The organism is Acidovorax sp. GW821-FHT09B03 (assembly GCF_059418305.1).
In genome coordinates, this window is record NZ_JBWKPP010000009.1 from 129,338 (window position 1) to 155,637 (window position 26,300).

The window sequence follows — 26,300 nt, forward strand, 5'->3', positions numbered from 1 at the left end:
CGTGGATACTCACGGCTGTGTCCTCTGCCCCATCCCCCCATTCCTCGTCGGTGCTCACCCGGCTGCGCCAGCGCTTCGGCCGCAGCGCGCTGTATGCCGGGCTGTGCCTCATGCTCTGCGCGCTGGCGCTGTTCGAGGTGACCACCTGGCACAAGCTCGACGCCCTCGACAACCGGGTGGGGGACGCCTTGCTGCGCTGGCATGCGGACAGCCGCAAGCCGCCGGACGACATTGTCGTGCTCGACATCGACCAGGCGTCCCTGGTCAATCCGCAAATGCTCGACGTGGCCGGCAAGTGGGTGTGGCCGCGGGTCATCCATGCGGAAATGATCTCGGCGCTGGTGGCCCAGCAGCCGCGCGCCATCGTGCTCGACCTGATCCTGACCCAGCCGGACCGTTTCCGCCCCGAAAACGACGTGGAGCTGGCCAAGGCCCTGACGTTCGAGCATGCCTTCATCCCCATGGTGCTGGAAGAAAACACCGAACAGAAGGCCACGCTGAGGATGGCGCCGCCAGCCATGGGCATACGCCCGCTCGAGAACGCCGACCCTGAGGCGGCCTACGGCATCGAAGGCCCTCTTTCGCTGCCGGCCGAGGTCTGGCGAACGGGCTACATCAATTTCATCAAGGACCGCGACGGGATCGGTCGCCGCACCGAGGTGGGCCGGGAATCCCAGGGCTGGTGGCTACCGCACATCATCGGCCGGGTTGCCGATGATTTGCAGTTGCCCCAGCCGAGGAAGCCTGGGTTTCGGCTGAACTGGTATGGCTCCGATTTCACGCGCATCTCGTACGCCGATGCCTACCTGGCCACCCAATCGGGTGATCGCAAGCTGCCCTTCGACGCGCGCGGCAAGATCATCGTGATCGGCGCCACGGCCAGCGGCATCCTGGACTTCGTACCCACGCCAATGGACGCTACCACTCCGGGGCCACTGGTGCTGGCGACCGGGCTGGCCAATCTGCAGAACAATGAATGGCTGCGCGAGGCGCCGCCTTGGGTCAATCCGGCCCTGGTGCTGGTGCTCGTCTGTGGGTTGGCTCTGGCCTTCGTGGTGCGTGTATCGCCCACTTGGGTGGTCATGGGCTATGGGGTGCTTGCTGCGGCTGCCATCGGGGGCAGCGTCGTGGCCTTGCAGGAAGCCCAGGTTTACTGGATGCCCGTGTCGTCCCTGGTGCTGGGCGCCGTGGCGCTGCTGGCCTTCGGGCTGCTCTCCTCGCGGCTGGAGATGGGCCAGCGGCGCCATGTGCAGGCCATGTTCTCGCGCTTCGTGGACCCGCGCATCGTGCAGGATCTGTCTGAAACCGTGGCCCAGGCCGAGGTGTCCGCCAGCCGCGAGATCACGCTGCTGTTCTCGGACATCCGGGGCTTCACCAGCCTGTCGGAGCACCGCAAGCCCGAGGAGATCGTGAACATCCTCAACCGCTACTTCGAGATGCAGGTGGAGGTGATCTTTCGCTACCAGGGCACGCTCGACAAGTTCATCGGCGATGCGATCATGGCCTTCTGGGGGGCGCCCATCGCCCAGCCCAACCATGCCGTGCTGGCCGTGGAGGCGGCGCTCGGGATGGCCGACGCGCTGCAGCGCTTTGCCGACGACATGGCGCGCGAGGACCCCACGGCCAAATTCGACATCGGCATCGGTGTGCACACGGGCTCTGCCGTGGTGGGATTCCTGGGCACTTCGCGCCGGCTGGACTACACCGCAATCGGCGATGCCGTCAACCTGTGCAGCCGCATCGAAGGTTGCACAAAAGGGATAGCCCGGGTTTTGGTTTCCGAGTCGACGAGAGCACAATGTGGGGAAACATTTGTTTTCATTGACCGCGGCGATTTCGAGGTGAAAGGCCGCGACCAGGCGGTGCGGCTTTTCGAGCCGCAGCGCAGGTCCAGTGGAGGGGCGCCGGAATGATCTGGCGCATAGGTATCGTCATAGAGAGGAGAAGGAAAGTGAACACATCATTCGTGGGCCTGTTGAAGGGCCTGCTCATTGCGCTGCTGCTGGGGCTGGGCCTCGGCGCGCACGCCCAACAGCTGGAAGTCACCGTAGCCACCGAGCTGCGCGCGACGCCGGCACTGGACGGCAAGATCCTGGTCAGGCTGGCCAAGGGCAACAAGCTCGAGCAGACCGCTGCCCAAGAAGGCTGGGTCAAGGCGAAGTTTGCCCGCTACGAAGGCTGGGTGCGTCTCACGCACGTGAAGAGCCTGGAGGCTGCAGCTCCCGCTGCTGCGCCGGCCAGTTCGGGCACCAACCTGGCAGGCATGTTCTCTGCCCCCACACGCAGCTCCACATCGACCACGGGCACCCGAGGTTTCACGAAGGAAGATCTTGCCAAGGCGCAACCTGCCCCAGCTGAAATGGTGCAACTTGAGAAGTACGCTATCAACATGAATCAAGCGGAAACCTTTGCGCGCAGTGGCAAGGTCGTGGCGCAGAAGATTGATGCATACACCGGAGCAGAAAAATGAAAATCCAACGCTTGAAGGCCGCCGCGCTGGCGCTGGCCACGGTTGCGCTGCTGACCGGTTGTGAAACTATGCCCCAGGCTGGAGGTTCTGGAGGCTTAAATGTGCTTTCTTCCGCATTGGGCGGTGGTTCCGGCGGTGGTTCCCGTCTTGGAGGTGCGCTGGATGTGATTCAAGGTGTCTCCACCGCCTTCAAAGACTATTCTGCTGAAGAGCAGCGCGCCATGGGCCATGACTTCGCGTCGGTTCTGTTGGGCGCAGCTCCGCTGCTGAAAAACGACCCGGTGCAGCGCTATGTCAGCCAAGTTGGCTGGTGGGTCGCGGTGCAGGCTGAAAAGCCCAAGGACAAGGACGGCAAAGAAATTCAGTTTGCCTGGCGTTTTGGGGTCACCGAGTCCGAGGCTGTAAATGCCTATGCTACGCCTGGCGGCTTTGTTTTTATCACTGTAGGCCTGATGCGCCAGCTCAAGTCCGAAGCAGAGTTGGCCGGCGTGCTGGGGCACGAGATTGCCCACGTGACCCGGGGTCACTACCTGTCGGCGTTGAAGAAGGGCGGTTTTGCGCAGGCTGCCGGTGGCGTGATTCAGGCCAGATCAGGCAATTCCATGGTGAGTTCTGCAGTCGTCGGTTTGGCCAAGGACCTCTACAGCAAAGGTCTGGACCAGTCGGATGAGTTTGATGCTGACCGTCAGGGCGTTTTGTATGCAGCCCGTGCTGGCTACGCACCTATTGGTTTGCCGACGGTGTTGAACATGTATGCCGCTACAGGATCTAGTTCCAACACGGCCTATGAAATACTGTTTTCGACTCACCCGGCGCCCAAAGATCGTTTGGAAAAGTTGCAGCCTTTTATGACTTCCAAATTTTCCACCGTGGCTAGCGTTAGTAACGAAGCGCGCTACGAGTCTTTCAAGCGCCAACTTCCTGCGAGACGGTAATAACTTGGCGCTTCCATTCATTGAGGTGTCAATCCAGTAGTGCTAGGGACTGGTTTGCTGCTCTTGGAAGAGGCCCCTGCCGTGCATTGCAAGGCAGGGGTTTCTTGTTTCTTGCCGTACAGCGTGTTCAGCCCATCTTGCCCACAAACTTGTGCGCCGCATTGCGCCAGCCCGCCTGCTCTGGGTACTTGACCTGGAAGGCCTTGATGTCGGCCTGGCCCTCGTACTTCACCTTGAAGATCTTGAAGCTGGCCTGGCTGTCGTAGTCGACGAAGAGCCATTTGGCGTCGCCCTGGGCCTGTTGTTCGTACGGCGTTTCGTACCAGCACAGATCGGCCTGGCTCTCATAGGCCACTTCGCAGACGGTTGCATCGGCCTGGTTTTCGTACTTGGTGACCAGAATCTTCGCCATGGAGGTTCCTCTGTGCAGGCTGTGGTGTGGCAGCTTAAAAGTCGCGGAAGCGAGAGCGCTCCGTCCACCAAGGATTATCCAAAAAACCGTGAAATATTCCACGGACCCGCCATGCGTCACATCTGGATACTTTGTGGCCGTTTTTTTGTCTTTTTTGCGCCGCCCCGCACCTATTCGACCTGCGCCGTCTCCACATAGATCAGCTCGCACGAGTTGGCGCCGGAATCGCCGCGGGTGAGCGAACTGGTCCAGCGCCAGCCGCCCGGGTGCGTGACTTCCACCAGCTGGCCGGTGATGCGGACGAAACTGCCCTTGCGCGCTTTCTTGAGCGCCCGCTCCACGGCCGCGTTGGCAGGGATCAGGTGCATGTTGGCCGAGGATTCGATGATCTCCTGCAGCGGAATCGGTGGCTCGTTGGACCAGGAGTAGCGGTACCAGCGCCCGCCCTGCGTGATGTTCAGGGGCTCGTAGACGGGGGGCTCGGCCATGCGCCGCCAGCCCAGGGCCAGGTCCACGGGGGAGAGATCGGCTTCGCGGCCAAAGGAGTACTCCTCGCGCCCCAGCACCCGCGCCCGGATGGCGAATTGGGCGAGCGGCCTGACCTGGTATCCCTGCAGCGCAAAGGGGGCGGCGCTGGTGGCGGTCTGCTGCGGCACCTCGGCAAACACCTGCTGCGTGGCCGACTGGCCCTGCAGCTTCCTGTCCACCCGGCCCACGCGCAGCTTCTCGACGGCGAAAAAGCCGATGAACAGGATGATCGCCAGCAGGACAACGGTCTTGAGTCTCATGGAAGCTTCATGCGGCAGCGCAAAGCAAGGGGGCTGGGCGCTGGGGGTGGCGGAAATAAATGTAACGCGGGGCTGCGCATTTTGCGCGATCGGCTGACAGGGCGTGCCTGCCTGCCCCTGCACACTGCCCCCATCCCCCGCCACCAGAAAGCCCGCCGCCATGCCACCTCTCTCTTCCCCGACATCGCGCTCTTGGCCGGTGCTGCTCACGGGCACGGTGCTGGCAGCCAGTCTGGCCGCTTGCGGTGACACCGCCATCCTCTCGCCTGAGCAGGGCATGGGCAAGTCACCCACCTTGCCGGCGCCCCACCAATCGCTGATCCCCACGCTGCACATCGCCCCGGCCAAAGGCTGGCCCGAGGGCACCATGCCCAGCGCCAGCCTGCCGGGCCTGTCGGTCACACCGATGGCCACCGGGCTGGACCACCCGCGCTGGGTGCTGGTGCTGCCCAATGGCGACGTGCTGGTGGCCGAAAGCCAGGCGCCGCCCAAGGGCGAGGGCGCCCCTTCGGGCGGGGTGTTCGGCGCCGTCCGGGGCTGGGTCATGAAGACCGTGATGGGCAAGGCCGGCTCGGGAAAACGCCCCTCGGCCAACCGCATCACGCTGCTGCGCGACGCCGATGGCGACGGCAAAGCCGAAACCAGGAACGTATTCCTGCAAGACCTGAACTCGCCGTTCGGCATGGTCTTGGTGGGCAATGAACTCTATGTGGCGAATGCCGATGCGGTCGTGCGCTTTCCCTACGAACCCGGCCAGACCCGCATCACGGCGGCGGGCACCAAGCTGGTGGACCTGCCCGGCGGCCCCATCAACCACCACTGGACCAAGAACCTCATCGCCAGCGCCGACGGCAGCAAGCTCTACGTCACCGTGGGTTCCAACAGCAACGTCGGCGAGAACGGCATGCAGGCCGAAGAGGGCCGTGCCGCCATCTGGGAGGTGGACCGGGCCAGCGGCTCCCACCGCATCTTTGCCAGCGGCCTGCGCAACCCCAATGGCCTGGGCTGGGCGCCGGGCAGCGGCGCGCTATGGACGGTGGTCAACGAACGCGACGAGATCGGCAGCGACCTGGTGCCCGACTACCTCACCTCGGTGAAGGACGGCGCCTTCTACGGCTGGCCCTACAGCTACTACGGCCAGCATGTGGACGAACGCGTGAAGCCGCCGCGGCCCGACCTGGTGGCCAAGGCGGTGGCACCCGACTATGCCCTGGGCTCGCACGTCGCGCCGCTGGGCCTGGCGTTCGCGCAAGGGCCGGCCCTGGCGCCCCAACTGGCCAGTGGCGCCTTCGTGGGCGAGCATGGCTCTTGGAACCGCAAGCCGCGCAGTGGCTACAAGGTGGTGTTCGTGCCCTTTGCTGACGGCCAGCCTGCGGGCCTGCCCATCGACGTGCTTGCGGGCTTTGTCAGCCCGGACGGCGATGCCTATGGCCGCCCGGTGGGCGTGGCCATGGATGCGCGCGGCGGCCTGCTGGTGGCCGATGACGTGGGCAATGCCGTCTGGCGCGTGGGTGCTGTGCCGTCGAAGTAAGGCAACCGGCAACCCTGGCCGGGAGGGGCGGCCCTTGCCGGATGGTCACACCCAGTCGTCGCTGGCCGGTACCTCTGCCGGGAACATGTTGATGTACTGCACCAAGCGGGGTTGGGTGGCCCGATTCGGGCTGGGCCCGTGGGGCAGGGCCTGGTGCCAGATCACCAGATCGCCCGCTCCCGCACCGATGGGGCGGGCGCCAAGGGCGTTGAAGTCCTGGCGGCGCGGGTCGGCACCCGGCGGCAGGCTGGCCAGCCACGGACCCACCCGGCGGTGGAAGCCGGGCACCACGGTCAGGCCGCCCTGTTCCGGCAATGTGTCCGTGAGGTAGAGGATGCCCTGCGTGCAGAACGGTATCGGCTGCGCCAGGCTCACGTCCCAATGCATGCCCTGGGCGCTGTAGGTATGGCCTGGGCGCTCGGGCGGATTGAAGCCGCAGCGGTCCGTGCTGCGCCACAGGTCGGCCGTGCCCCACAGCTGGGCAAAGGCCTTGTGGATGCGCGGCGAACGGCGGTTCTTCTCGAAGGCCGGGTGCTGGAACAGCTGCACCATGACATTGCGCGGGGCGTTCGGGTACCAGGAGTCCACATCGCCCGGGGTGGCGCCCACGGCATCCCACACCACCTGCGCGGCAGCCGCGCTGTCATCGGCCGGCACGGCCTGCCGCAGGACCACGTAGCCATGTTCTTCCCAATGGGCCAGGTCGGCCGCGTCGAGCACGGGCGGCATGGAATCGATACGGCCATGCAGCTCCAGGATGGCGTCGGGTTGCGGGCCCCCATCGACCAATGCCTGGATGCGCGCCACGGTGGCGGCATCGGGGGCTCCCGCGGTGTGCACGATCCAGTCTTCGAAACCGGCGAAATCCGGTGCTTCGCGCAGCACGTGCTGCATGGCCTGCTCCAGCCCCAGGCCCATGGCGGCCAGAACGACCTGGGTGCGGTGCGCCTCCTGCATGCCTGTTCCCGCCTTGCCCTGGCGCGCCGCCATGAGGCTGGACCAGCAGCGCTTGAGGTAGGGCACCTGCAGGATGCCACGGTCATGGGGGGAGCAAAGGGGATCGGCGGAATGGGGTGCTGGGGACATGCAAGGCTCAAAGGCGGGTGGTGGTGCGGGCACTCCTTTGTAGCAGCCTGCGCATGTCCGGCCAAGCAATGCACCCAGACCGCTTACTGGGGCACGAACCCGCTTTGCGCGACCAGCGCCCCCAGGGCTTTGGACACCTGCGCCAGGCGCTGGGCCTGCTCGGCGGGTGTGCCTGCGGCCGGCGTCATGGCGCTGGCCTGCAGCTTGGCCACCACCTCGGGCAGGGCCAGCACCTGGTTCAAAGCCGTGTTGTAGCGCGCCACGGTCGCATCCTGGAGCCCCGCGGGGGCGTACAGGCCCAGGAAGTCGCTGGTTGCATCCAGGCTCGCAAGGCCCGCCTGCGCGAAGGAGGGCACGCCGGGCAGCAAGGGGGTGGCGCGGCTGACCGCCAGAATGCGCAGCTTGCCCGCCTTCTGGTGCTGCAGGAAGTCCGAGATGCCTGACACACCTGCCGAAATCTGCCCTGCCAGCAGGTCGGTCACCATGGGCGTGGCGCCGCGATAGGCCACGGGCACGATGTCGGCTTTGAGGTGGCGCGCCACTTCGCCAGCGATGAACTCCGGCGCGGACGCCGGCGCCGGCACGCCGATGCTGGCGTCGCTGCGGCGGCTGGCGAACCAGGTGCCCAGTTCCGCCAGATTGCTCGCCCCGGTCTTGGGGTGCACGGCCAGCGCCAGTTCGAAGTTGGCCACTGCGCCCAGGGGCCGGAAGTCGGTGGCGGGCGCAAATCCCGGCGCCTTCATGGTCAGCGGCACCATGGCCACCGTGTGCGTGTTGCTCAGGAAGACCACCGACCCGTCCGCAGGCGCCGCCTTGAGCGCCTGGGCCGCAATCTGACCACCCGCGCCGGGCTTGTTGTCCACCAGCACGGGCTGGCCCAGCTGCACGGCCAGCTTTTCGGCCACGATGCGTGCCGCCGTATCGGCCGGGCCACCGGGTGGGTAGCCCACCAGCATGCGGATGGGGCCGCTGTAGGTTTGCGCGGCGGCCGACAGGGGCAGTGCCAGCAGCGCCACCTGCAGGCAGCGGCGGCGGGACAGGGCGAGGGGGGCATCAGGGTGGAGCATGGCGTTGTTTCTCTCTCTGGCAAGGGGTGTTGTGTCGGATCAGGCGGCCTGGCGCTCGGTGAGCAAGGCGCGGCGCCGTTCCACGATGGGGTGCAAGCGGGCCCGGGCGGCTTGCACCAGGGGTGCGGGCGCCTTGTGCGGCGATCCGGTGTCGAAAGGCGGCTTGGGGTCGTACTCGGCAAACAGCTGGATGCCCTGGGCCACGTCGGCGCTGCTGGCCAGTGCAATGGCCTGCAGCGCGCAGTCGATGCCCGAGGTCATGCCGGCACCGGTGATGCGGTTGCGGTCTACCACCACGCGCTCGTCCACCGGCGTGGCGCCCACCAGGGAGAGCAGGGCGTGCGATCCCCAGTGGCAGGTGGCGCGGTAGCCCTGCAGCAGGCCGGCGGCACCCAGCACCAGCGGGCCGGTGCAGATGCCCACGATCCACTGCGCGCCCGCAGCCTGCTGCGCCAGGAAGGCCAGGGTTTCCTCGTCGCTGAGCAGGGCCTCGATGCCCGGCCCGCCGGGTACCACCAGCATGTCGAGTGGGCCGCAGCTGTCAAAGGATGCCGTGGGGCGGAATTCCCAGCCCAGCTCGGTGCGGATCGGGTTGGTGTGCTTCCACACCAGGTGCAATTGCGCGCCGGGTATTCGCACCAGCAGGTCGGCGGGCGCGACGTAGTCGATGGCGGTGATGTCCGGGAATACAAGCATGCCGATGTTCATGGTGTTGGCTTTCGTTGGTGTCGGGATGGCTCCACTGTAGGATCGGGTGGTTTGTCCGTCAGGACACAAGCACCACGATTTCTGCCAACCCGGATCGCGACTTCCATGGACAAACCCCTGCACCAGGTCTGGTTCCTCGTGTTCGACCAGTTCCAGCTGCTCGATGTGAGCGGGCCGCTGCAGGTGTTCGCCACGGCCAACGACGAGCTTCGGATGGCGGGCCGGCCGGCGCTGTACGAGACGGGCGTCTATGGGCTCGAAGGTGGCGCGACCCGCAGCTCCAGCGGGGTCGAGGTGCTTGCGCGGCCCTTGCCGAAGCGGCTGTCCCGAGCCGTGCAGACCCTGGTGGTGCCCGGGGGGCCCGGGGTGTTCCGGCCGGCGGCACCGTCGTGCGAAGCCGCCGACATGCCTGCGGCAGCCGCCCTGGCGCGGTGGATCCGGCTGGCGTCACCGCGCATCGAGCGGCTGGCGTCGGTGTGCACGGGCGCCTTCGTGCTGGCGCACACCGGCGTGCTCGATGGCGCCGGTGCGGTGACCCACTGGGCCGCCTGCGAGCACCTGTCGTCCCGATTTCCAGCCGTTGCGGTGCAGCCCGATGCCATTTATTTCCGCCAGGGGCGGGTGTGGACCTCGGCCGGGGTCACAGCCGGCATCGACATGGCGCTGGGCATGGTCGAGGCCGACGTGGGCCGCGACATCGTGATGGCCGTGGCCAAGAAACTGGTGGTGTTCTACAAGCGCCCGGGCGGGCAGTCGCAGTTCAGCAGCGCGCTGCTGGAGCAGACCGCAGGCGACGAGCGCATCTCACGGCTGCATGCCTGGATTGCCGAGCACCTGCGCTCCGACCTCAACGTGGCACGCATGGCCGACCAGATGGGCATGACCCTGCGCACCTTTGCGCGTTTTTACACCGCCCAGACCGGCACCACGCCGGCCCATGCGGTGGAGCGCATCCGCCTGGAGAAGGCCTGCCGCCTGATTGAAGCCCACCGGCACAGCAACAAGGCCATTGCCGTGCAGTGCGGCTTCAATTCGGAGGAAGTGATGCGGCGCATGTTCATGCGCCACCTGAATGTCTCGCCCAAGGGCTACCGCGAAAGGTTTGCGGCAGCGTGACGGCCCAGGTGACGCAGGCCAAAAAAATGCCGCCTCTAGGGGCGGCTTTTGAGGGGCTTACCTTGGAGAAAAGGGGAAGATTCCAGTTCGGCGGAGGGATCAGGCGAAGGTATTGAGCTGGGTGCCCAGCGTGCCCGAGGTGGCCAGTGGCGGTTGGGGCAGGGCCTGCAGCAGCGTGGCGGCGGAGTTGGCCTGGATGTCCAGCGCCTTCTTGAGCACCCGAATATTCAGGGCATCTGAATTTTCGCGGCTGGCCAGGGCCGTGGCGGTGCTGACGATGCTGTTGCTGAGTGCGACATCCATGGGGGTTCTCCGTTGCTTGCCGGATTTATCGACATTCTGCTCCCGAAATGCAGCGCGTTTGCGAACTGTTACATCCTGGGGCGGCAGCTCCTGTCATTCCAGCGCGGGTACGCCCAGGGGTTTGCAGGCGGCCAGGTCCGATTCGCTGATCTCGGGCAGATGCCGGGCCGCATTGCGCAGGGCGGTGCGCAGGCCTTCCTCCAGCACCGGGTGGTAGATGGGCATGCCCAGCAATTGGTGCACCGTGAGCTTTTGCTGAATGGCCAGGGCCAGCAGGTGTGCCAGGTGCTCGCCATCGGGGGCACACATCTCGGCCCCCAGCAGCCGGGCATTGCCCTTGTCGGCATACACGCACAGGCGCCCCTGGTTGCGCAGGGCGGCGCGGGCCCGGCCGTGGTGGTCGAAGTCTACGGCGCCCACCACGGTGTGGGCTGGGTCGAGCTTGTCGAACGGCGTGCCCACGACTGCGATGTTGGGGTCCGAGAACACGATGGACAGCGGGGTGCGGCGCACGAAGCGCGTGGGCTCGGCTGCCAGCGCGTTCATGCCGGCGATGTGGCCTTCGTCCGCGCCCTCGTGCAGCAGCGCCGCATCGTCGTTGGCATCGCCCGCCAGGAACACGCGCAGCTGGCCGATCTGCTGGGTCTGCCGGTCCACCCGGGGCCTGCCGCGTTCATCCAGCGGTTCGCCCAGGGTCTCCAGCCCCAGGTGCTCGATGTTGGGCGTTCGGCCCATGGCGGCGATCACCTGGTCCACCACCACGCGGTTGGCGCCGCTGCTGACCTCGATGCCGCCGGGTACTTCGCGCAACTCGGCCTTGGCATGGGTGTGCAGCACCATTTCCTTTTTCAGCAGGGCCGCCAGTTCAGCGTTCAGGGTCGGGTCGCTCAGGCCCCCCAGGGCATGGCCGGTGGTGAAGGCCGCCACCTCCAGTCCCAGGCGCGCCAGGGCCTGCGAGAGTTCCACGCCGATGGCGCCCATGCCGATCACGGCCACGCGCGGCCCCAGGGTGGGCTGCTCGAACAGGGTGTCGGTGGTCAGGATGCGGTCGCCAAAGGCCAGCCACTCCTCGGGCACCACTGGCCTGGAGCCGGTGGCGAGGATGATGCTGTCGGCATGGTAGTGGGTGCCGCCCACGTCCACGGTGTTCGCATCGAGCAGCACGGCGCGGCCCGAGAGGCTGGCGCCACCCAGGTCGTCCGTGGCCCGCATGGCGCCGGCCACGAAGTCGTCGCGCAGCGCCCGCACGCGCTGCAACACGGCAGGGATGTCGGCCCGCAGGTCGGCGCCGCCCCGGATGCCGAACTCCTCGAACGCATGGCGCCGGTGGAAGGCGTTGGCCGCCTCGATCAAGGTCTTGGAGGGCATGCAACCCACGCGGGCGCAGGTCGTGCCCCAGGGGCCCTCGTTGACGATCAGGTAGCGCTCCGTGCGCTTGCGCACCTCGCGCAGGGCGGCCAGGCCGGCCGTGCCCGCGCCGATGATGATGGTGTCGAGGGGCTGGCCCATGGATCGCGTCTCCCGTGGTTGCTTGGAGCCGCCAGTGTGCAGGGCATGGGGCCGCTCGCGTGTAGGCGGGTTGCCCAAGGTACACAGGTTCTCAGTCGGTATCCACCCAGCCCACGCGCCCCTGGCCCTGGTCGTTGATGCGCTGAACGAAGGCTTCGGCCTGGGCCTGGGGCAGCCGCAGTTGCAGGGTGACCAGGGTGCCGTGCTGCACATCGATCAGTTCGGCGCCTGCGGCCTCGATCTCCCGGCGCAGCAGGCCTTCCAGCGCGTACGGCACCATGCATTGCCGTGTGGCCATGCGCTGCAGGACGATCTTGGGGGCCGTGAGCAAGGCCTGGGCGATGGTGTCGGTGTAGGCGCGCACCAGCCCGCCCGCGCCCAGCTTCACCCCGCCGAAGTAGCGCACCACGGTGGCCTGCACCCCCTCCAGGTCCTGGTGGCGCAGCACGTCAAGCATGGGCCGGCCGGCGGTACCGCCTGGCTCGCCATCGTCCACCGCGGCCGATTGGCCGCCCGCCAGCAATGCCCAGCAGACATGCGCAGCGCCCGGGTGCTGCTTGCGCAGCGCGTCCACCACCGCTTGCGCACCGGCGCGATCGGCCATGGGCTGCACACAGCCGATGAAGCGGCTTTTCTTGATGACGAGCTCGCTGTGGGCGGGGGCTGCAAGGGTCTGTGGCATGGGGCGCCGAGCTTATCAGCGTCGCCCGCTCGCCAAGTTGTGGCGCAAATGCACCACCCGTGGCCCCACGCGGGTGGCAGTTATGTGACGCCTGTCACAGCCGCGCGCCCGCTGATCGGGCTTGGGCCTGTAAGTGTGCGTTCTGTCACAAGCGCAGACGCGGTGCGTTCCTACACTTGACCCCATAGCCGATAACTATTCTCGGCAGACAACAAGTAAACGACTCGCACCCAAGGACCCGCCATGTTCGCACTGCCATTGACCGCCTCCCTCCCCAGCACGCTGGCCAGCCACGTGTTCGGCCGCTTCGCCGCCTCGTCGGCAGCATCGTCCATGCCCCGCATGGCCATGCCATCGCCCAGCGTGGCCTCCAGCGCCGCGGCGACGGATTTCGAAGAGGAAGAAGAGTTCGACCTGGCCCAGCGCGTGCGCGAAGTGGGCGAGTGGTAAAAACTATCGGCGCCTGGCGCTCGGCGTAGCCGTGCCTCAGGCGTCCACGGGGCGTGCCATGAGCACGCTGGTGTAGTTGGTGAGCGGCCTCCAGTCGCACTCGCCGACCACCCGGTAGCCCCAGGATTCGTACATCGCAATCAATGCATGGGCCGGTTCGGCCGTGTCCAGTGCCAGGGTGGCGGCCCCGGCACTGCGCGCCCTGGCCAGCAGTTCCCCGTGCAGCAGTTTCCCCAGGCCCAGGCCCTTGAACCGGGGCGCCACGCAGAACTGCGTGATCGACCACACCGTGCTGTCGCGGTACAGCGCCACCTTGGACTCGGGTTGCGGGGCGCGCAAGGTCGCTGTCGCGGCATAGTCTCCATCGATCTCCACCACCAGCGCCTGGCCCGATGCCAGGCGTTTTGCCGTGTCTTGCTCGGTCTGGTGGGTGGCCCAGTAGCGCAGGCCCTTGGCAGCATGCGGGGCGTAAGCGGCGTGGATCAGGGCGGTGAGGCGCGCCAGGTCGTCGTGCGCCGCAAGCGGGCGGATGGTGGGTGGGGTGGGTGTGGAGTGGGTCATAGCTTGAGCGACCAGGTTTCTCCCACCAATTGTTGCCCGAAGTCCTCGTACGGCTCCGACTTGTCGAGCACAAAACCCCGTTTGGCATAGATGGAACGTGCGGTGGTGAGACAACTGTTGGTCCACAGCACCATTTTTTTGTAACTCTTGGCACGCGCAAAGGCGATGCATTCGTCCGTCAACCGCGCTCCCAGGCCCATGCCACGGGCCTTGGGTGAGAGGATCAGCATGCGCAGTTGGGCGGTGCTGGCGGATTTGCGCACCACGAAGATGGCGCCCACGCGCTCACCGTCGAGCTCGGCGATCCAGCATTTTTCCCATTCAGGCTGGAACTTGCGCACGAACTGCGCGGCGATATCGGCCACCAGGGCCTCGAAGCGCAGGTCCCAGCCGTATTCCCGCGCATAGATTTCGCCATGCTGCTGCACCACCCAGCCCATGTCGCCAGGCACCGGGTCGCGTAGCACGGCCACCCTGGCAGGCCCGCTGGTGGCGGCAGCGGGCTCCAGCAGCGCTTCGATGCGCTCCATGGCCTGCACCAGCTCTGCCTGGCGCGGGGCGGGCAGGGGGGCGAGCAGCGCGGCCGCTTCGTCGCGCGAGCGCTGCTGCAGCGGTGCAAAGGCGGCGTGCCCGGCAGGCGTCAACGTGAGCTCGCTCTGGCGCGCATCCCTGGCGCTCGGTGCCCGGCTGATCCAGCCCGTGCCTTCGAAGCGCCGCAGGATGCGGCTCAGGTAGCCGCCATCCAGCCCCAGCTCGCGCGCCAGTTCGCTGGCCACCAGGGCGTCGCGGTGGGCCAGTTCATAGAGCACGCGCACGTCGGTCAACGACAGCTCGCTGCCCAGGTAGGGGTCGAGCACGCCGATGCGGCGCGTGAAGAAGCGGTTGAAACGGCGCACGGCCTTGACGGCACCTGCCGGGGCTTCGGCGGTCGGGGTTTTCATGATTGATTGCCTTTGTCATGCAATTGATTGACTTTGGCAAGTATATATCTGCCAGGGCATGGCCGGACAATGGGTAGGACAAACCGATGCGGGGCGACAAAACGGGCTTGCCAACGTAAAATCGCGGGTTATCCATAACGGCCTCGCTCATTCGAGGTCTCGCACCCCCCACATGAACGCCCCCGTCGACGTCTCTTTTTTCGCGCGCGCAGCCAAGCCGCTGACCAGCTATCGCCCCTACTGGGCGAAGCGCTTCGGCACGGCCAAGTTCCTGCCGATGAGCCGCGCCGAGATGGAGCAACTGGGCTGGGACAGCTGCGACATCATCCTGGTCACGGGCGATGCCTATGTGGACCACCCGAGCTTCGGCATGGCCGTGATCGGCCGCACGCTGGAGGCCCAGGGCTTTCGCGTGGGCATCATCGCCCAGCCCGACTGGCAGAGCGCCGACCCCTTCAAGGCGCTGGGCAAGCCCAACCTGTTCTGGGGCGTGACCGCGGGCAACATGGATTCCATGATCAACCGCTACACGGCGGACCGCAAGATCCGCAGCGATGACGCCTACACCCCGGGCGACATCGGCGGCAAGCGCCCCGACCGTGCGGCCATCGTCTACAGCCAGCGCTGCCGCGAGGCGTACAAGGACGTGCCCATCATCCTGGGCGGCATCGAAGGCAGCCTGCGCCGCATCGCCCACTACGACTACTGGAGCGACAAGGTGCGCCGCTCGGTCGTGGTCGATGCCAAGTGCGACCTGCTGCTGTACGGCAATGCCGAGCGCGCCCTGGTCGAGGTGGCGCACCGCCTGGCCGCGCGCGAGCCCGTGGAGCAGATCACTGACGTGCGCGGCACGGCCTTCGTGCGCCGCTCCGACGACGAAACCGGCAAGGGCTGGTTCGAGATCGACTCCACCAGCGTGGACGAGCCGGGCCGGGTCGAGGCGCACATCAACCCCTACATGACCACCAGCGAGCAGGCCGCCGCCCAGGGCAGTACCTGTAGCAAGGAAGATGGGACCCTGGATGCCGAGGCCGGCGCAGCCGCTGCGGCCGAGCCCAACCCCGCCATCCGGCCCATGCTGTTCGTGGCCAACCCGGCGCTCAAGGCCAAGCTCAAGGTGCCGCCGCGCGATCGCAGCGTGATCCGTTTGCCGAGCTACGAGCAGGTCAAGAGCGACCCGGTGCTGTATGCCCACGCCAACCGCGTGCTGCACCTGGAGACCAACCCCGGCAATGCGCGTGCCCTGGTGCAGGCGCATGGCGAGGGCGTGACCGCCCGCGACGTGTGGATCAACCCGCCGCCCATCCCGCTGACCACGGCCGAGATGGACTATGTGTTTGACCTGACCTACGCCCGCGGCCCGCACCCGAGCTATGCCGACGAGAACGGCAGCCACGAAGGCGCGACCAAGATCCCGGCGTGGGAGATGATCCGCTTTTCGGTCAACATCATGCGCGGCTGCTTCGGCGGCTGCACCTTCTGCTCCATCACCGAGCACGAGGGGCGCATCATCCAGAGCCGCTCCGAGGATTCCATCATCCAGGAGATCGAGGACATCCGCGACAAGGTGAGCGGCTTCACCGGCACCATCTCGGACCTGGGCGGCCCCACGGCCAACATGTACCGCCTGGGCTGCAAGAGCCCGGAGATCGAAGCCGCCTGCCGCAAGCCGAGCTGCGTGTACCCGGGCATCTGCTCCAACCTGGGCACCAACCACGACCCGCTGATCAAGATCTACCGCCGCGGCCGCGCGCTCAAGGGCATCAAGAAGATCCTGATCGGCTCGGGCCTGCGCTACGACCTGGCCGTCAAGAGCCCCGAGTACGTCAAGGAACTGGTGCAGCACCATGTGGGTGGCTACCTCAAGATCGCGCCCGAACACACCGAGCAGGGCCCGCTCACGAAGATGATGAAGCCGGGCATCGGCAGCTATGACAAGTTCAAGCAGATGTTCGAGAAGTTCAGTGAAGAGGCGGGCAAGAAGCAGTTCCTGATCCCGTACTTCATTGCCGCGCACCCGGGCACCAGCGACGAGGACATGATGAACCTCGCCATCTGGCTCAAGAAGAACGGTTTCCGCGCCGACCAGGTGCAGACCTTCTACCCGAGCCCCATGGCCACGGCCACGGCCATGTACCACAGCAACAAGAACCCGCTGCGCAAGATCACGCGCGACAGCGAGGGCGTGGACATCGTGCGCGGCGAAAAGCGCCGCCGCCTGCACAAGGCCTTCCTGCGCTACCACGACCCGAACAACTGGCCGCTGCTGCGCGACGCGCTCAAGGCCATGGGCCGCGCCGACCTGATCGGCAATGGCAAGCACCACCTGATCCCGACCTTCCAGCCGCTCACGGATGGCGGCTACCAGAGCGCGCGGCGCAAGAACTCCACGCCCGGCGGTGCCAAGGCGGCCACTCCGGCGGCGGCATCCAAGTCCTCACAGGGCGTGGCGCTCAAGTCCACGCAGCCGCAAAAGGGCCGCATGCTCACCCAGCACACCGGCCTGCCACCGCGCGTGACTGGCTCGGCCAAGCCCTCGGCCGGCCGCAAGGGCCGCTGACACGGGCGCCCAGCCCGGCCCGCAATGCCGCAGGACCGCATCCTCTACGCCGACACCGCTGCGTGGCGGGTGGAGCGGGTGGTCAAGCCCGCGGGCGTGGCCCATGCCGGCGGCGCCGTCTACCAGGTGGCTACGCCGCGCTGGGTCTTCCCGGTGTGCGGCGTGTCCGAGTTCCATCTGGAGGGGCGGCAGGTGCTGCTCGACGGGCTGACCGTCATGGCCCTGCCCACCGGGCTGCCCTACCGTATCCATGAGTGGCAGCCCACGCCGCGCAGCCACATGGTGGTCAGCATGCAGCCGGGCGCCCCATCGGCCGGCAGCCCCGGCCATGCACTCGCCTGGATGCTGCCACCCCGGGCCCTCTGGCAGCTGCGCCTGCACTGGCGCGCACTGGCGCAGGGGCGAGAGCAGGTCGCCGAGCCTGTGCTCGGGCAGGGGGTGTTGTGCGACAGTGCTATGGCCCATGTGGCAGTGGCGCGTGCAAGGCGCTTCATGGCCACGCGCACCGCGTCTGCCGATGGCCTTCACTGGTCGCTGCACGACGTGGCCGATGCGGCGTGCAGCTCCTACTTCCACCTCGCGCGCCTGTTCCGTACCCATACCGGCCTGGGCCTGCACGCCTACCGCGAGCAACTGCGGCTGGCCGCGGCACTGCAGCGCCTGGAGGAGGGCGAGGCCGACCTGGCTGCGCTGGCGCACGACCTGGGCTACAGCAGCCAGAGCCACCTGGGGGCCGCGTTCCGCCGCGCCATCGGCGTGACGCCGGCACAGGCCCGGCAGGCACTGCGCACCTGACTGCAACTGACCTGGGCAGGATTCTGATAGCCGGGCCGGGGGTGCTGCGCCGAGACTGCGGGCATGCCTGCTTTCGCCCCCCCCTTTCGCCGCCTGTGTTCCTCCATTCCATCGCCCTGGGTCGGCTGGCTGGCCGCGTTGGCTGCCGCGCTCATCGGCAGCGGCTGGCAGATCGCCTCGCGCCATGGTGTCACCACCACGCTGGGGCCGGTCGAGCTGGCCGTGCTGCGCTATGCCGTACCGGCCCTGGTGCTGGCGCCGCTGTGGCTGCGGCGCAGCGGGTGGCCAGCCGGCCTGTCTCCCCAGCGCTGCGCGCTGCTGGTGTTTTGCGGTGGCCTGCCGTTTGGCCTGGTGGTGCTGGCCGGGGTGCGCTGGGCGCCGGCCGCGCACATGGGCATCTTCGTGGCGGGCAGCCTGCCGGTGTTCACCGCGCTGGGTGGCTGGCTGGTGGCCGGGGAGCGGCCTCCAACCCCGCGGCTGCTGGGTCTGGCGCTGATCGTGGCGGGCATGGCGGTCTTTGGCGCTGCCGGCTGGCGCACGGTGGAAGAGGCCTGGCGCGGCGACCTGCTGTTCCTGTTGGCGGCGCTGCTGTGGGCGGTGTACACCGTGGCGTTTCGCGGCAGCGGCCTCACGCCCTGGCAGGGCGCTGCCGTGGTGAACCTGGGCTCGGCCGTGCTGTTGCTGCCCGTGCTGCTGGTGATGGGCGCTCCGCGCCTGCTCTCGGCACCATGGACCGATGTGGCCTGGCAGGCGCTGGGGCAGGGCGTGGCGGCCGGGTTGCTGGGCCTGGTGGTCTACAGCGTAGCGATTGCGCGGCTGGGCGCGGCACGTGCGGCGCTGTCTGCGGCGCTGGTGCCGCTGCTCACGGCCGCGGGTGGGGCCTGGCTGTTGGGCGAGCCCGTCTCGGGCGCCTTGCTGGCCGCGGTGCTGCTGGTGGTGCCCGGCCTGGCGCTGGGCAGCGGGGCCCTGGTTCAACCCTTGCGCAGGCAATCGACCAGCGGGATGGGGCGCGAGAGCGCATAGCCCTGTGCATGGTCGACGCCGATGGCGCGCAGCGCGTCGACGATGTCCATCGACTCGGCAAACTCCGCGATGGTCTCCTTGCCCATGACATGACCGATGTGGTTGATCATCTCCACCATGGCCCGGTTGGTCGGGTCGTCCAGCAGGTCGCGCACGAAGCTGCCGTCGATCTTGAGGTAGTCCACCGGCAGGTGCTTGAGGTAGGTGAAGGAGGACATGCCCACGCCGAAGTCGTCGAGCGCGAAGCGGCAGCCCAGCTGCTGCAGGTCCTTCATGAGCCGCACCGCGCTGGGCAGGTGCGAGATGGCGCTGGTCTCGGTGATCTCGAAGCACAGCAGGTGCGGATCCACGCCCGACTGCTCGATTTCGGTGTGGATGTACCTGAGCAGGCTTTCGTCGCCCAGGCTGGTGCCCGAGAGGTTGATGGCGCAGGTGTGCACGGCCGGGCCGCCGCCCGCGGCCTGGTGCTGTGCCAGGCCGCGCAGTGTGTGCCGCACCACCCAGCGGTCGATGGCGGGCATCATGCCGTAGTGCTCGGCGGCGGGGATGAAGCATCCCGGGGCGATGAGCTCCTCGGTGTTTTCGGCCAGGCGCAGCAGCACTTCCAGGTGCAGCCCCGCTCCCGTCCCCTGCAGCGCGCTGATGGTCTGCGCGTGCAGCCGGAAGCGGTCGTGCTCCAGCGCCAGGCGCAGGCGCCGCACCCAGTCCATGTCGCCCTCGCGGCGGCTCATCTCGATGTCTTCCGTCTGGTAGATGAAGACCTGGTTGCGGCCGGCCTCCTTGGCGCGGTAGCAGGCCATGTCGGCCACGCGCATGGCTTCCTGGATGGTGCTGAGCGCCGGTATCAGCTGCACCATGCCGATGCTCAGGCCGGTGCCCAGCTGCCGACCTTCCCAGAGCACGCGCAGCTCGTGCCCCGCCTGGCGCAACTGCTCGGCAATGCGTGCCGAGGGGCCGGGCGGGCAGTCCCTGAGCAGGATGCCGAATTCGTCGCCGCCCAGCCGTGCCAGCGTATCGCCCTCGCGCAGGTGGCTTTGCAGCATGCGGCAGACCTCGCGCAGCATCTCGTCGCCCGCCTGGTGGCCGCAGGTGTCGTTGATGAGCTTGAACTGGTCCAGGTCCACGAAGAGCAGGGCGCCCTCGCGCCCCACCGCGCGCGGCTGGCCGAGCAGCACTTCCAGCCGGTGCTCGAACTCGCGCCGGTTCACCAGGCCGGTGAGCGCATCGTGGCTGGCCTGCCAGGACAGCTGTTCCACATAGTGCTGTTCGCGCGTCACGTCGTGCAGCACCAGCACCACCCCCTTGGGGCGGCCCAGGTGCTCGATCGGCGAGCCCATGAGCTTGATGGGGACCATGCTCTGGTCCGGGCGCACCACGGTCGGCGTGAAGCCATCGCGGTGCGTGGGGCCGCCGCGCAGCACCCGCTCCACCAACTGGTCGGCGCCCAGGGGGCCGGTGCCGTCATTGAGTTGCAGCACCTGGGCCAAAGGGTGGCCGGTAGCTTCCTGGGCCGGCAGGCCCACCAGGGCTTCGGCCGCGGGATTCAGGTACAGCACCTGGCCCTGCAGGTCGGTGGTCACGACGGCGTCGCCGATGGCGGCCAGCGTGATGCGCGCCTGTTCGCGCTCGGCGTCGAGCGCCAGTTCCGCGCGCTGGCGCTGCGCCAGCAGGCTGCGGGTGTGCCAGGTGGTCAGCAGGATGAGCACGGCGGCCATGCCCGCGTTGGCCCAGAGCAGCCATTGCACGATGCGCCGGGAGCTGTGCCCGAGCGAGGCGCTGAAGGCGCGGGCCGCCGGCGTCGCACCCGCGTTGATGGCGCGGATGCTGGCCTGCCAGTCCCGGCGCGTAGCGGCGTCCACCATGCCGCTGGTATGGCCGTGCTGGATCTCCTGCGACAGCTGCAGCAGGTTGTCGATATGGCGGTCTCCGACCCGCCAGTGCACCAGCGGCTGCTGCACGATCTCGTAGCGGTTGAACCAGCGCAGCAGCCAGACCAGGCTGTCGATGTCCTCGGGATGGTTCTCTCCGCGAGCGAATCCCTCGTGCGCGGCGTTCAGGTCGATGGGGTCGGATTCGAGCAAGGCCAGCCGGGCCGCCTTGTCGCCCAAGGGCACGTCGATGGCCTTCCTGAATTGCACGTAGGCATCGGGGGAGCCCGTGGCGGCATAGCGGTCCAGGAAGTAGATGGCGTCCTTCTGGCCCTTGGTCCAGAGGCTCTCGCCAGCGACGAAGGCCCGCACGGCCGACAGCACGTACAGGCTGCCCGAGGCACATGCCGCCAGCAAAAGCACCATAAGCAGGAAGGGCCAGGTGATCCGCAGCGTGGAGCGCAGCGGTCCCTGGCCTGGTGGCTCGCGCGCGTCGCTCATGTACCGCTGCCGCCGCTGCGTCAAGGCCGTGCGGCCTGGCGCGCCTTGAGCGGGTTTCTGTGGCCGAACAACCCCATTCCGATTCCTCCCGTGCGGTGGGCCGCGTGGGCTCCCCTGGCCGACAGGCCGGTGGGCGAGCGTGCTGGCCTGCCTTGCAGAACCACTATATCGGTAACCAGGCGGCTTCGCAGCAAATCCTTGGCCGTGGCGGCCGGCATGAAAAACCCGCGTGCCTTGCGGAACGCGGGTTTCGTGGGGGGCACCCGATGCCGCGGGGCGGCTGGGGGGGGGCGTGCTCAGTTCGTCGCGGCGTGCGTGCCAACCACCACGGACTGGGTCTTTTCGTCTGGCACGGGCGGTGTCACCAGGTCTTCGATGATGAAGGTACGGTAGTAGAAGGCCGTGGCCGCACCCTGCGGTGTGATGGCGTCCACCACCGTGTCGGGCTCGTCCTTGCTGTCCATCTGGACCAGCAGGCCATGGTGGCCGGTGCTGGCCAGATCGGCGATGCGGCGCACCATGTCGCCTTCGGCGCCCACGGAGGGCAGGGGCGCATCGGCCGTGCCCAGCGTGCGCACGATGTCGGCCATGATGGCTTCGGGGCTGGCATAGGCCAGCTCGCCCTTGTGGCCGGCGGCCTCCAGCGCGGTGGCGGCCTGGCGCACGCAGTCCTCGTCGGGGAACAGGGCGAACACATGCCCGGTGGGGTAGAACACGCCGCCCATATTGGTCATGGTGGAGTCAAGAATCATTGGCTTCATGGCCGTCTCCTTTGGAGGGGTGGATACGCCTTCCATTGAAGTCGCTGGCCGCTGTGGCGCATGTAGTCCTAAGCGGTGTTTGCATGTCGTCTGCGGATGATTTTTCGCTGCGAGATCGACTGCGCAGCCCGATGCCGCTGCTACAGCCATGACATCATGGCGAAGGCCAGACTGTCCGGAGGGAGCATTGAAATGGCAGTGTGGCCCTGGGGTGGGTAAGGGATATTTAAATTTTGAAAATCTATGTATCAAATTTCTTCTTCGAAAATTCGCTTCTGGAAATCGCTGTGTACCACTGCATGGATGTTGATGGTATCTGTGATGTGTCACGCGTCACTTCCGATGTCGCCGCCAATGCCGTTGGATGTTTTTCTAAGAAATTCAAATACTATTGTTTTCAAAGGGCGCTTTGAAGGAATTCTTTACATAAGCGAATCTTTGAATGAAAAATTGACCAGTAGGCGTGGTTGGATAAATCCAAATGAACTGGTCATTGCTGCTGAATTGAAGGGTGAAAAGATCGGTCAGCCCTTCATGGTGGTTTCTTCAGTAAGACTCATGGCTGCCTCAGCGGGTCTACCGGAGTTTGAGGTTCGTGGAAACTGCAGGCATGAATATATCTATCTAGTGAGTAATATAGTTCTTCATGGGGTTGATGCGATGAGTGTTCATTATAAATCTCTTATGGGTAAGGATGTTGTGCTTTTCACGACTCGTCGTGCCCAGTATGGAAGGCATTCGATTGATTTTCCCGCTCCTTATTTTCTTCAGCCATCGGGAGAGAATTGGAGTGATGGAAAATTCCTTCCAATTGAATCTCTTGGAGAGGTGATCAATGCTGCAGTCAAGGAAAAATATATCGACTATTCCTCGAGCGCTTGCAACTAGTGTCTTTGGTCACAGGAATTTTTTCGCAAATAAAAGCACTTATCCTGCAGCTATCGTACCCAACCAATTACCCAGGCGGCCAGGATCGCGCAGTTCGCAATCACGGTGGCCCAGTACGCTGCCCGGAATGCGGCCTTGCTCGATTTGTGGCGCAGCATTTGCTGGGCGAGCCAGGCACCAGGCCAGCCTCCCAAAAGCGCCAGTCCATGCAGAGTGCTTTCGCTGGTGCGCCATTGGCCGCTTTTTGCAGCCTGCTTGTCGATGAAGTAGACGGCAAAGGTCAGCAGGTTGAGTGCTATTGCGCCGCCCAACAGCCAAAGGGGCAATCGGCCGTTCCAGGCACCAAAAGCCAGCAGTCCCGCCCAAACACCCATCAGCAGAAAGGCCAGGCCCTGAAATGCAGGCGTGCCACGCGGCTGATCGGCACGCGATGGCCGAACCTGCCGGGGCTTGGATGCAGACGGCCCTGGCGCCGAGCGAGTGGATGAGTGTGCTGCCGCTTGGGCGCCCGCTGGCTGCACCGCCATGGCCCGCGGCCCCTTGCCGCCCACATGGATCTCTTCGTAGACCACGGCCTGGCCCTCGCGCGGCGCGCCGCTGCCCCGAAAGTCGCGCACATGGAAGAAGACGTCTGCATCGGTGTCCGCGCTGCGGATGAAGCCAAAGGCGCGCTCGGCGTTCCAGCGCACCACTTTTCCCTGCTTTTGCATGTTTGCTTTTGCCTTCAGGCGAGTGTGTGCAGGGGGATGTCCTGCGCCTGCGCCAGCGCATCGAGCTGCGCACGGGTCTGCGTGCGCAGGAAACCGGCCACGCCCTCGTGCGTGGCGGGGGCGCGCAGCACCTGGGCGTCGCCCGTGGCGGGCAGGCCGGCCGCTGCGCACAGGCTGGCGGCAAAGTGGGGCTCGAGCGCGGCCACGGCCACGCGGCCGTCGGCGCAGGGGTAGATGCGGTAGCCGGCGTGGTTGCCGCCCACGTCGCCATCGGGCGTGGTCAGGCCCCAGTCGCGTGGCTGGGCCAGCCAGGCGGCGGCATCCGCCAGCGCGACCTCGATGCACACCCCGTTGCCGGTGTGGGCGCGCTCCAGCAGGGCCTGCAGCACGGCCTCGCTGGCCATCAGCGACCCGCCCATGTCGGCATACAGCGTGGGCGGCATCTCGGTGCCGGTGACCAGGCCGGCATCGGCCAGGTAGGTGAGGTCGTGGCCCGGCTCCTCGGCGCGCTCTGCGGCGGCGCCCACGATGCGCACCAGCGACAGGCGTGGGTATTTGACCTGCAGGGCTTCCCAACCCAGGCCGAGCTTGGCCAGGGCCGAGGGGCGAAACGAAGTGATCAGCACATCGGTGCGCGCCAGTTCCTCGTGCAGGGTGGCCTGGCCCTCGGCGGTCTTGAGGTGGGCGTGCAGCACGCGCACCCCTCGGTGCAGCGTGGCGTAGGCCGCCGGGCTGTAGATGCCCATGGGGTCGGCGCTGGGGTAGCCGGCTGCCGGTGGCGGCTCGAGCTTGGTGCATTCGGCGCCCATGCGCGCGCAGCGCATCAGGGCGGCGGGGCCGGGCAGGTTCAGGGCAAGGCTCAGGACGCGGGTGTTGCGCAGGGGTTGGGGCAGGGTGGTGCTCATGTCTCTTTGTAGGAATGGAAGGAAGGCGGTGCGCAGGGCATCCGATGGCCGGAACTTTGGCCAGCCCGGGTGCTCACTCCCTGCGTTATACAAAATTTGTTACCTTATCCTCCCGTCCATGCAACGCAGAACCTCTATGGCCGCCCTTGCCGGGCTGGCCACCTTTCCGGGAGTGATGACCGTGACCCCGCTCAGCAGTGCCGCCACCTTGCCCGTGTTGCAAGCCCTCAAGCCCTCGCCGCGCATGCCGGTGCTGTTTGTCGGCCATGGCAGCCCCATGAACGCCATCGAGGACAACACCTGGCGCCGCGCCTGGCAGGCGCTGGGCACGGAGCTGATGGCCCGCGCTGTGCAGCCCCAGCTCATCCTGTGCGTCTCGGCCCACTGGCTCACACGGGACGGCTGGCAGCTCACGGGCATGGCCAATCCCAAGACCATCCACGATTTTGGCGGCTTTCCGCAGGCACTGTTCGACCAACAGTACCCTGCGCCCGGCGCCCCCGCCGTGGCGCGCGGCCTGGCCAAGGAGCTGAAATCACCGGCCACGGGCACGGCGCTGGGGGTGGACGAGGGCGAATGGGGCCTGGACCACGGCACCTGGTCGGTGCTCAAGCCCATGTTCCCCAAGGCCCAGATCCCCGTGCTGCAGCTGAGCATGGACTACAGCCGCGCCCCGGCCGAGCACTACGCCCTGGGCAAGCAGCTGGCGGCCCTGCGCGAGCGTGGCGTGCTCATCGTGGGCAGCGGCAATGTGGTGCACAACCTGCGCGTCACGCGCCGGGGCACTGCCGCCAACGAAGCCTACGACTGGGCCAGCGAGTTCGATGGGGTGGTGCAGGACCAGATCAAGCAGGGCCAGCTCGCTGCGTTGCCCGACTTCCTGAAGCTCGGCGCCGTGGCCAAGCAGGCCCATCCCACGCATGAGCACTACCTGCCGCTGCTGTATGCGGCGGGGGCGGTGCAGTCGACTGAAATGCCGCGCTTCTTCAATACGGGTTTCCAGTCGGCGTCGATTTCCATGCGCTCGGTGCTATGGGGGTGAACTCGCGCTCGATGCGCAGCCAGGGCCAGCGCTGCTGGTAGCTCGCGGCCTTGGCATCGAACAGCGGCAGGTGCGGGCAGGCAGGGTTGGGCCGCAGGATGCCGGCATACAGCTCATCGAGCCCATACGGCGCGTGCAGCACCGGGCCTGACGGGGCGGGCTGCAGACCCACGCAGGTGCAGGGCACCAGAAAGCGACCAATCCCGTCGCGCGCCGAGGTGAGGGCGGTGTATGGGTGGCCGAACCAGTCCTCGTACCACAGGTGCACGCGCGCCTGGTTCTTGGCTTCCACGGTGATCGGCAGGTCAGCGAACAGGGCCGCAGCGCGCGCCTGCACGGTTGCTTCGGCGGCGGCCGACAGGTCGCCGGCATCGAAGTAGAACAGGTCGTAGTCCTTGATGCGCGCATCGGGCGCATGGTCGGAGTGCAGGTTCCACACCGTCTGGAACAGGCAGCCCGCGACCAGCCAGGCATCGGGCAGGCCCAGAAGCGGCAAACGCTCCAGAATGGCCGCGTTGTGCGGGTTCTGGAGCGCTTCGCTCACAAAGCGGCTCTGAAGATCAGAACTGGGGTTAAAAAGCGCATTCACTGCAATGCGTGTCGCCACTGTCCTTTGAACAAGCGCTGCCCATGCGAGGTAGCCGCGCAAGGGCCGCCCCGCCGCGCTGGCTGCGTCCCCCTTCCCGCC

General features: G+C 66.8%; 26 protein-coding genes. 11 read left to right on the forward strand and 15 right to left on the reverse strand.

Translation table 11 applies throughout. The features are described 5' to 3' along the window. Positions 1-17: 17 nt before the first annotated feature. Genes AC07PA_RS17780 through AC07PA_RS17790 form a run of 3 tightly spaced genes read left to right on the forward strand, consistent with a single transcriptional unit; the run spans position 18 to position 3,405 of the window. Positions 18-1,913 carry a CHASE2 domain-containing protein gene (locus tag AC07PA_RS17780; RefSeq protein ID WP_494607531.1) on the forward strand — a complete coding sequence of 632 codons (1,896 nt, stop codon included), beginning with the start codon at positions 18-20 and terminating at the stop codon, positions 1,911-1,913. Positions 1,914-1,951: 38 nt separating this feature from the next. After that, positions 1,952-2,470, forward strand: coding sequence for an SH3 domain-containing protein (locus AC07PA_RS17785; protein WP_494607533.1), 519 nt, complete (start codon positions 1,952-1,954; stop codon positions 2,468-2,470). Further along, positions 2,467-3,405 (forward strand): M48 family metalloprotease, encoded by a 939-nt coding sequence (locus tag AC07PA_RS17790; protein WP_494607535.1) that lies wholly within the window; start codon positions 2,467-2,469, stop codon positions 3,403-3,405. The genes AC07PA_RS17785 and AC07PA_RS17790 overlap by 4 nt, the downstream gene beginning before the upstream one ends. A gap of 127 nt (positions 3,406-3,532) precedes the next feature. Here the strand turns inward: AC07PA_RS17790 and AC07PA_RS17795 are convergent, their stop codons facing one another. Together AC07PA_RS17795 and AC07PA_RS17800 are read right to left on the reverse strand one after the other, a co-directional pair. Next, the gene (locus tag AC07PA_RS17795; RefSeq protein ID WP_145696533.1) at positions 3,533-3,817 is read right to left on the reverse strand and encodes a 7(1) septoil knot domain-containing protein; all 285 of its coding nucleotides are present in this window, start codon (positions 3,815-3,817) and stop codon (positions 3,533-3,535) included. 170 nt (positions 3,818-3,987) lie between these two features. Beyond that, positions 3,988-4,605, reverse strand: coding sequence for a hypothetical protein (locus tag AC07PA_RS17800; RefSeq protein ID WP_494607537.1), 618 nt, complete (start codon positions 4,603-4,605; stop codon positions 3,988-3,990). 160 nt (positions 4,606-4,765) lie between these two features. Between AC07PA_RS17800 and AC07PA_RS17805 the strand changes: the two genes are divergently transcribed. Further along, positions 4,766-6,136, forward strand: coding sequence for a PQQ-dependent sugar dehydrogenase (locus tag AC07PA_RS17805; RefSeq protein WP_494607539.1), 1,371 nt, complete (start codon positions 4,766-4,768; stop codon positions 6,134-6,136). A gap of 45 nt (positions 6,137-6,181) precedes the next feature. Here the strand turns inward: AC07PA_RS17805 and AC07PA_RS17810 are convergent, their stop codons facing one another. The 3 genes from AC07PA_RS17810 to AC07PA_RS17820 all read right to left on the reverse strand — a co-directional run bounded on the left by AC07PA_RS17810 (position 6,182) and on the right by AC07PA_RS17820 (position 8,997). After that, the gene (locus AC07PA_RS17810) at positions 6,182-7,222 is read right to left on the reverse strand and encodes a phytanoyl-CoA dioxygenase family protein (protein WP_494607541.1); all 1,041 of its coding nucleotides are present in this window, start codon (positions 7,220-7,222) and stop codon (positions 6,182-6,184) included. Between the two features lie 83 nt (positions 7,223-7,305). Continuing rightward, the gene (locus tag AC07PA_RS17815) at positions 7,306-8,289 is read right to left on the reverse strand and encodes a tripartite tricarboxylate transporter substrate-binding protein (protein WP_007858710.1); all 984 of its coding nucleotides are present in this window, start codon (positions 8,287-8,289) and stop codon (positions 7,306-7,308) included. Between the two features lie 39 nt (positions 8,290-8,328). Further along, the gene (locus AC07PA_RS17820; RefSeq protein WP_494607544.1) at positions 8,329-8,997 is read right to left on the reverse strand and encodes a DJ-1/PfpI family protein; all 669 of its coding nucleotides are present in this window, start codon (positions 8,995-8,997) and stop codon (positions 8,329-8,331) included. A gap of 105 nt (positions 8,998-9,102) precedes the next feature. Here AC07PA_RS17820 and AC07PA_RS17825 point away from each other — a divergent pair, with 105 nt between their 5' ends. Next, positions 9,103-10,113: a GlxA family transcriptional regulator gene (locus AC07PA_RS17825; protein WP_494607546.1), complete on the forward strand. Its 1,011-nt coding sequence runs from the start codon at positions 9,103-9,105 to the stop codon at positions 10,111-10,113. Between the two features lie 99 nt (positions 10,114-10,212). Here AC07PA_RS17825 and AC07PA_RS17830 read toward each other — a convergent pair whose 3' ends face one another. The 3 genes from AC07PA_RS17830 to AC07PA_RS17840 form a co-directional block, all read right to left on the reverse strand. Further along, positions 10,213-10,416 (reverse strand): YjfB family protein, encoded by a 204-nt coding sequence (locus tag AC07PA_RS17830; protein ID WP_007858707.1) that lies wholly within the window; start codon positions 10,414-10,416, stop codon positions 10,213-10,215. A 93-nt stretch (positions 10,417-10,509) separates the two neighbouring features. Continuing rightward, a complete protein-coding gene (locus AC07PA_RS17835; protein WP_494607548.1) occupies positions 10,510-11,925 on the reverse strand; it encodes a dihydrolipoyl dehydrogenase in 1,416 nt (471 codons plus the stop codon). A 91-nt stretch (positions 11,926-12,016) separates the two neighbouring features. Beyond that, positions 12,017-12,607 (reverse strand): IMPACT family protein, encoded by a 591-nt coding sequence (locus AC07PA_RS17840; RefSeq protein WP_494607550.1) that lies wholly within the window; start codon positions 12,605-12,607, stop codon positions 12,017-12,019. Positions 12,608-12,850: 243 nt separating this feature from the next. On the opposite strand from AC07PA_RS17840, the gene AC07PA_RS17845 reads away from it, so the two are divergent. Further along, positions 12,851-13,057, forward strand: a complete 207-nt coding sequence (locus AC07PA_RS17845; RefSeq protein ID WP_494607552.1) for a hypothetical protein — start codon at positions 12,851-12,853, stop codon at positions 13,055-13,057. A gap of 36 nt (positions 13,058-13,093) precedes the next feature. On the opposite strand, the gene AC07PA_RS17850 is transcribed toward AC07PA_RS17845, so the two are convergent. Together AC07PA_RS17850 and AC07PA_RS17855 are read right to left on the reverse strand one after the other, a co-directional pair. Continuing rightward, positions 13,094-13,618 (reverse strand): GNAT family N-acetyltransferase, encoded by a 525-nt coding sequence (locus AC07PA_RS17850; RefSeq protein ID WP_494607554.1) that lies wholly within the window; start codon positions 13,616-13,618, stop codon positions 13,094-13,096. Continuing rightward, positions 13,615-14,559, reverse strand: coding sequence for a bifunctional helix-turn-helix transcriptional regulator/GNAT family N-acetyltransferase (locus AC07PA_RS17855; RefSeq protein WP_494607556.1), 945 nt, complete (start codon positions 14,557-14,559; stop codon positions 13,615-13,617). Before AC07PA_RS17855 ends, AC07PA_RS17850 begins: the two co-directional genes overlap by 4 nt. Positions 14,560-14,731: 172 nt before the next feature. Here AC07PA_RS17855 and AC07PA_RS17860 point away from each other — a divergent pair, with 172 nt between their 5' ends. From AC07PA_RS17860 to AC07PA_RS17870, 3 genes are all read left to right on the forward strand, one after another. After that, positions 14,732-17,119, forward strand: a complete 2,388-nt coding sequence (locus AC07PA_RS17860; protein WP_145696544.1) for a YgiQ family radical SAM protein — start codon at positions 14,732-14,734, stop codon at positions 17,117-17,119. Between the two features lie 24 nt (positions 17,120-17,143). After that, complete coding sequence (locus AC07PA_RS17865; protein ID WP_494607558.1) at positions 17,144-17,914, forward strand: helix-turn-helix transcriptional regulator; 771 nt, start codon at positions 17,144-17,146, stop codon at positions 17,912-17,914. A gap of 63 nt (positions 17,915-17,977) precedes the next feature. Next, positions 17,978-18,937, forward strand: a complete 960-nt coding sequence (locus tag AC07PA_RS17870) for a DMT family transporter (protein ID WP_494607560.1) — start codon at positions 17,978-17,980, stop codon at positions 18,935-18,937. Here AC07PA_RS17870 and AC07PA_RS17875 read toward each other — a convergent pair. Together AC07PA_RS17875 and AC07PA_RS17880 are read right to left on the reverse strand one after the other, a co-directional pair. Then, a complete protein-coding gene (locus AC07PA_RS17875; protein ID WP_494607562.1) occupies positions 18,886-21,306 on the reverse strand; it encodes an EAL domain-containing protein in 2,421 nt (806 codons plus the stop codon). The genes AC07PA_RS17870 and AC07PA_RS17875 overlap by 52 nt on opposite strands. Before the next feature lie 296 nt (positions 21,307-21,602). Beyond that, positions 21,603-22,067, reverse strand: coding sequence for a hypothetical protein (locus AC07PA_RS17880; protein ID WP_494607564.1), 465 nt, complete (start codon positions 22,065-22,067; stop codon positions 21,603-21,605). Between the two features lie 243 nt (positions 22,068-22,310). Between AC07PA_RS17880 and AC07PA_RS17885 the strand changes: the two genes are divergently transcribed. Beyond that, positions 22,311-22,955 (forward strand): hypothetical protein, encoded by a 645-nt coding sequence (locus AC07PA_RS17885; protein WP_494607566.1) that lies wholly within the window; start codon positions 22,311-22,313, stop codon positions 22,953-22,955. Between the two features lie 50 nt (positions 22,956-23,005). Here the strand turns inward: AC07PA_RS17885 and AC07PA_RS17890 are convergent, their stop codons facing one another. Both AC07PA_RS17890 and AC07PA_RS17895 read right to left on the reverse strand, forming a co-directional pair. After that, positions 23,006-23,665: a DUF1294 domain-containing protein gene (locus AC07PA_RS17890; protein ID WP_494607567.1), complete on the reverse strand. Its 660-nt coding sequence runs from the start codon at positions 23,663-23,665 to the stop codon at positions 23,006-23,008. 14 nt (positions 23,666-23,679) lie between these two features. Beyond that, the gene (locus AC07PA_RS17895) at positions 23,680-24,570 is read right to left on the reverse strand and encodes a CoA transferase (protein WP_494607569.1); all 891 of its coding nucleotides are present in this window, start codon (positions 24,568-24,570) and stop codon (positions 23,680-23,682) included. A gap of 175 nt (positions 24,571-24,745) precedes the next feature. Here AC07PA_RS17895 and ygiD point away from each other — a divergent pair, with 175 nt between their 5' ends. Beyond that, positions 24,746-25,612, forward strand: coding sequence for a 4,5-DOPA-extradiol-dioxygenase (gene ygiD, locus AC07PA_RS17900; protein WP_494607682.1), 867 nt, complete (start codon positions 24,746-24,748; stop codon positions 25,610-25,612). Here ygiD and AC07PA_RS17905 read toward each other — a convergent pair. Next, the gene (locus tag AC07PA_RS17905; protein ID WP_494607571.1) at positions 25,557-26,156 is read right to left on the reverse strand and encodes a nucleotidyltransferase family protein; all 600 of its coding nucleotides are present in this window, start codon (positions 26,154-26,156) and stop codon (positions 25,557-25,559) included. The two genes, ygiD and AC07PA_RS17905, sit on opposite strands and share 56 nt — an antisense overlap. Positions 26,157-26,300: the final 144 nt, after the last annotated feature.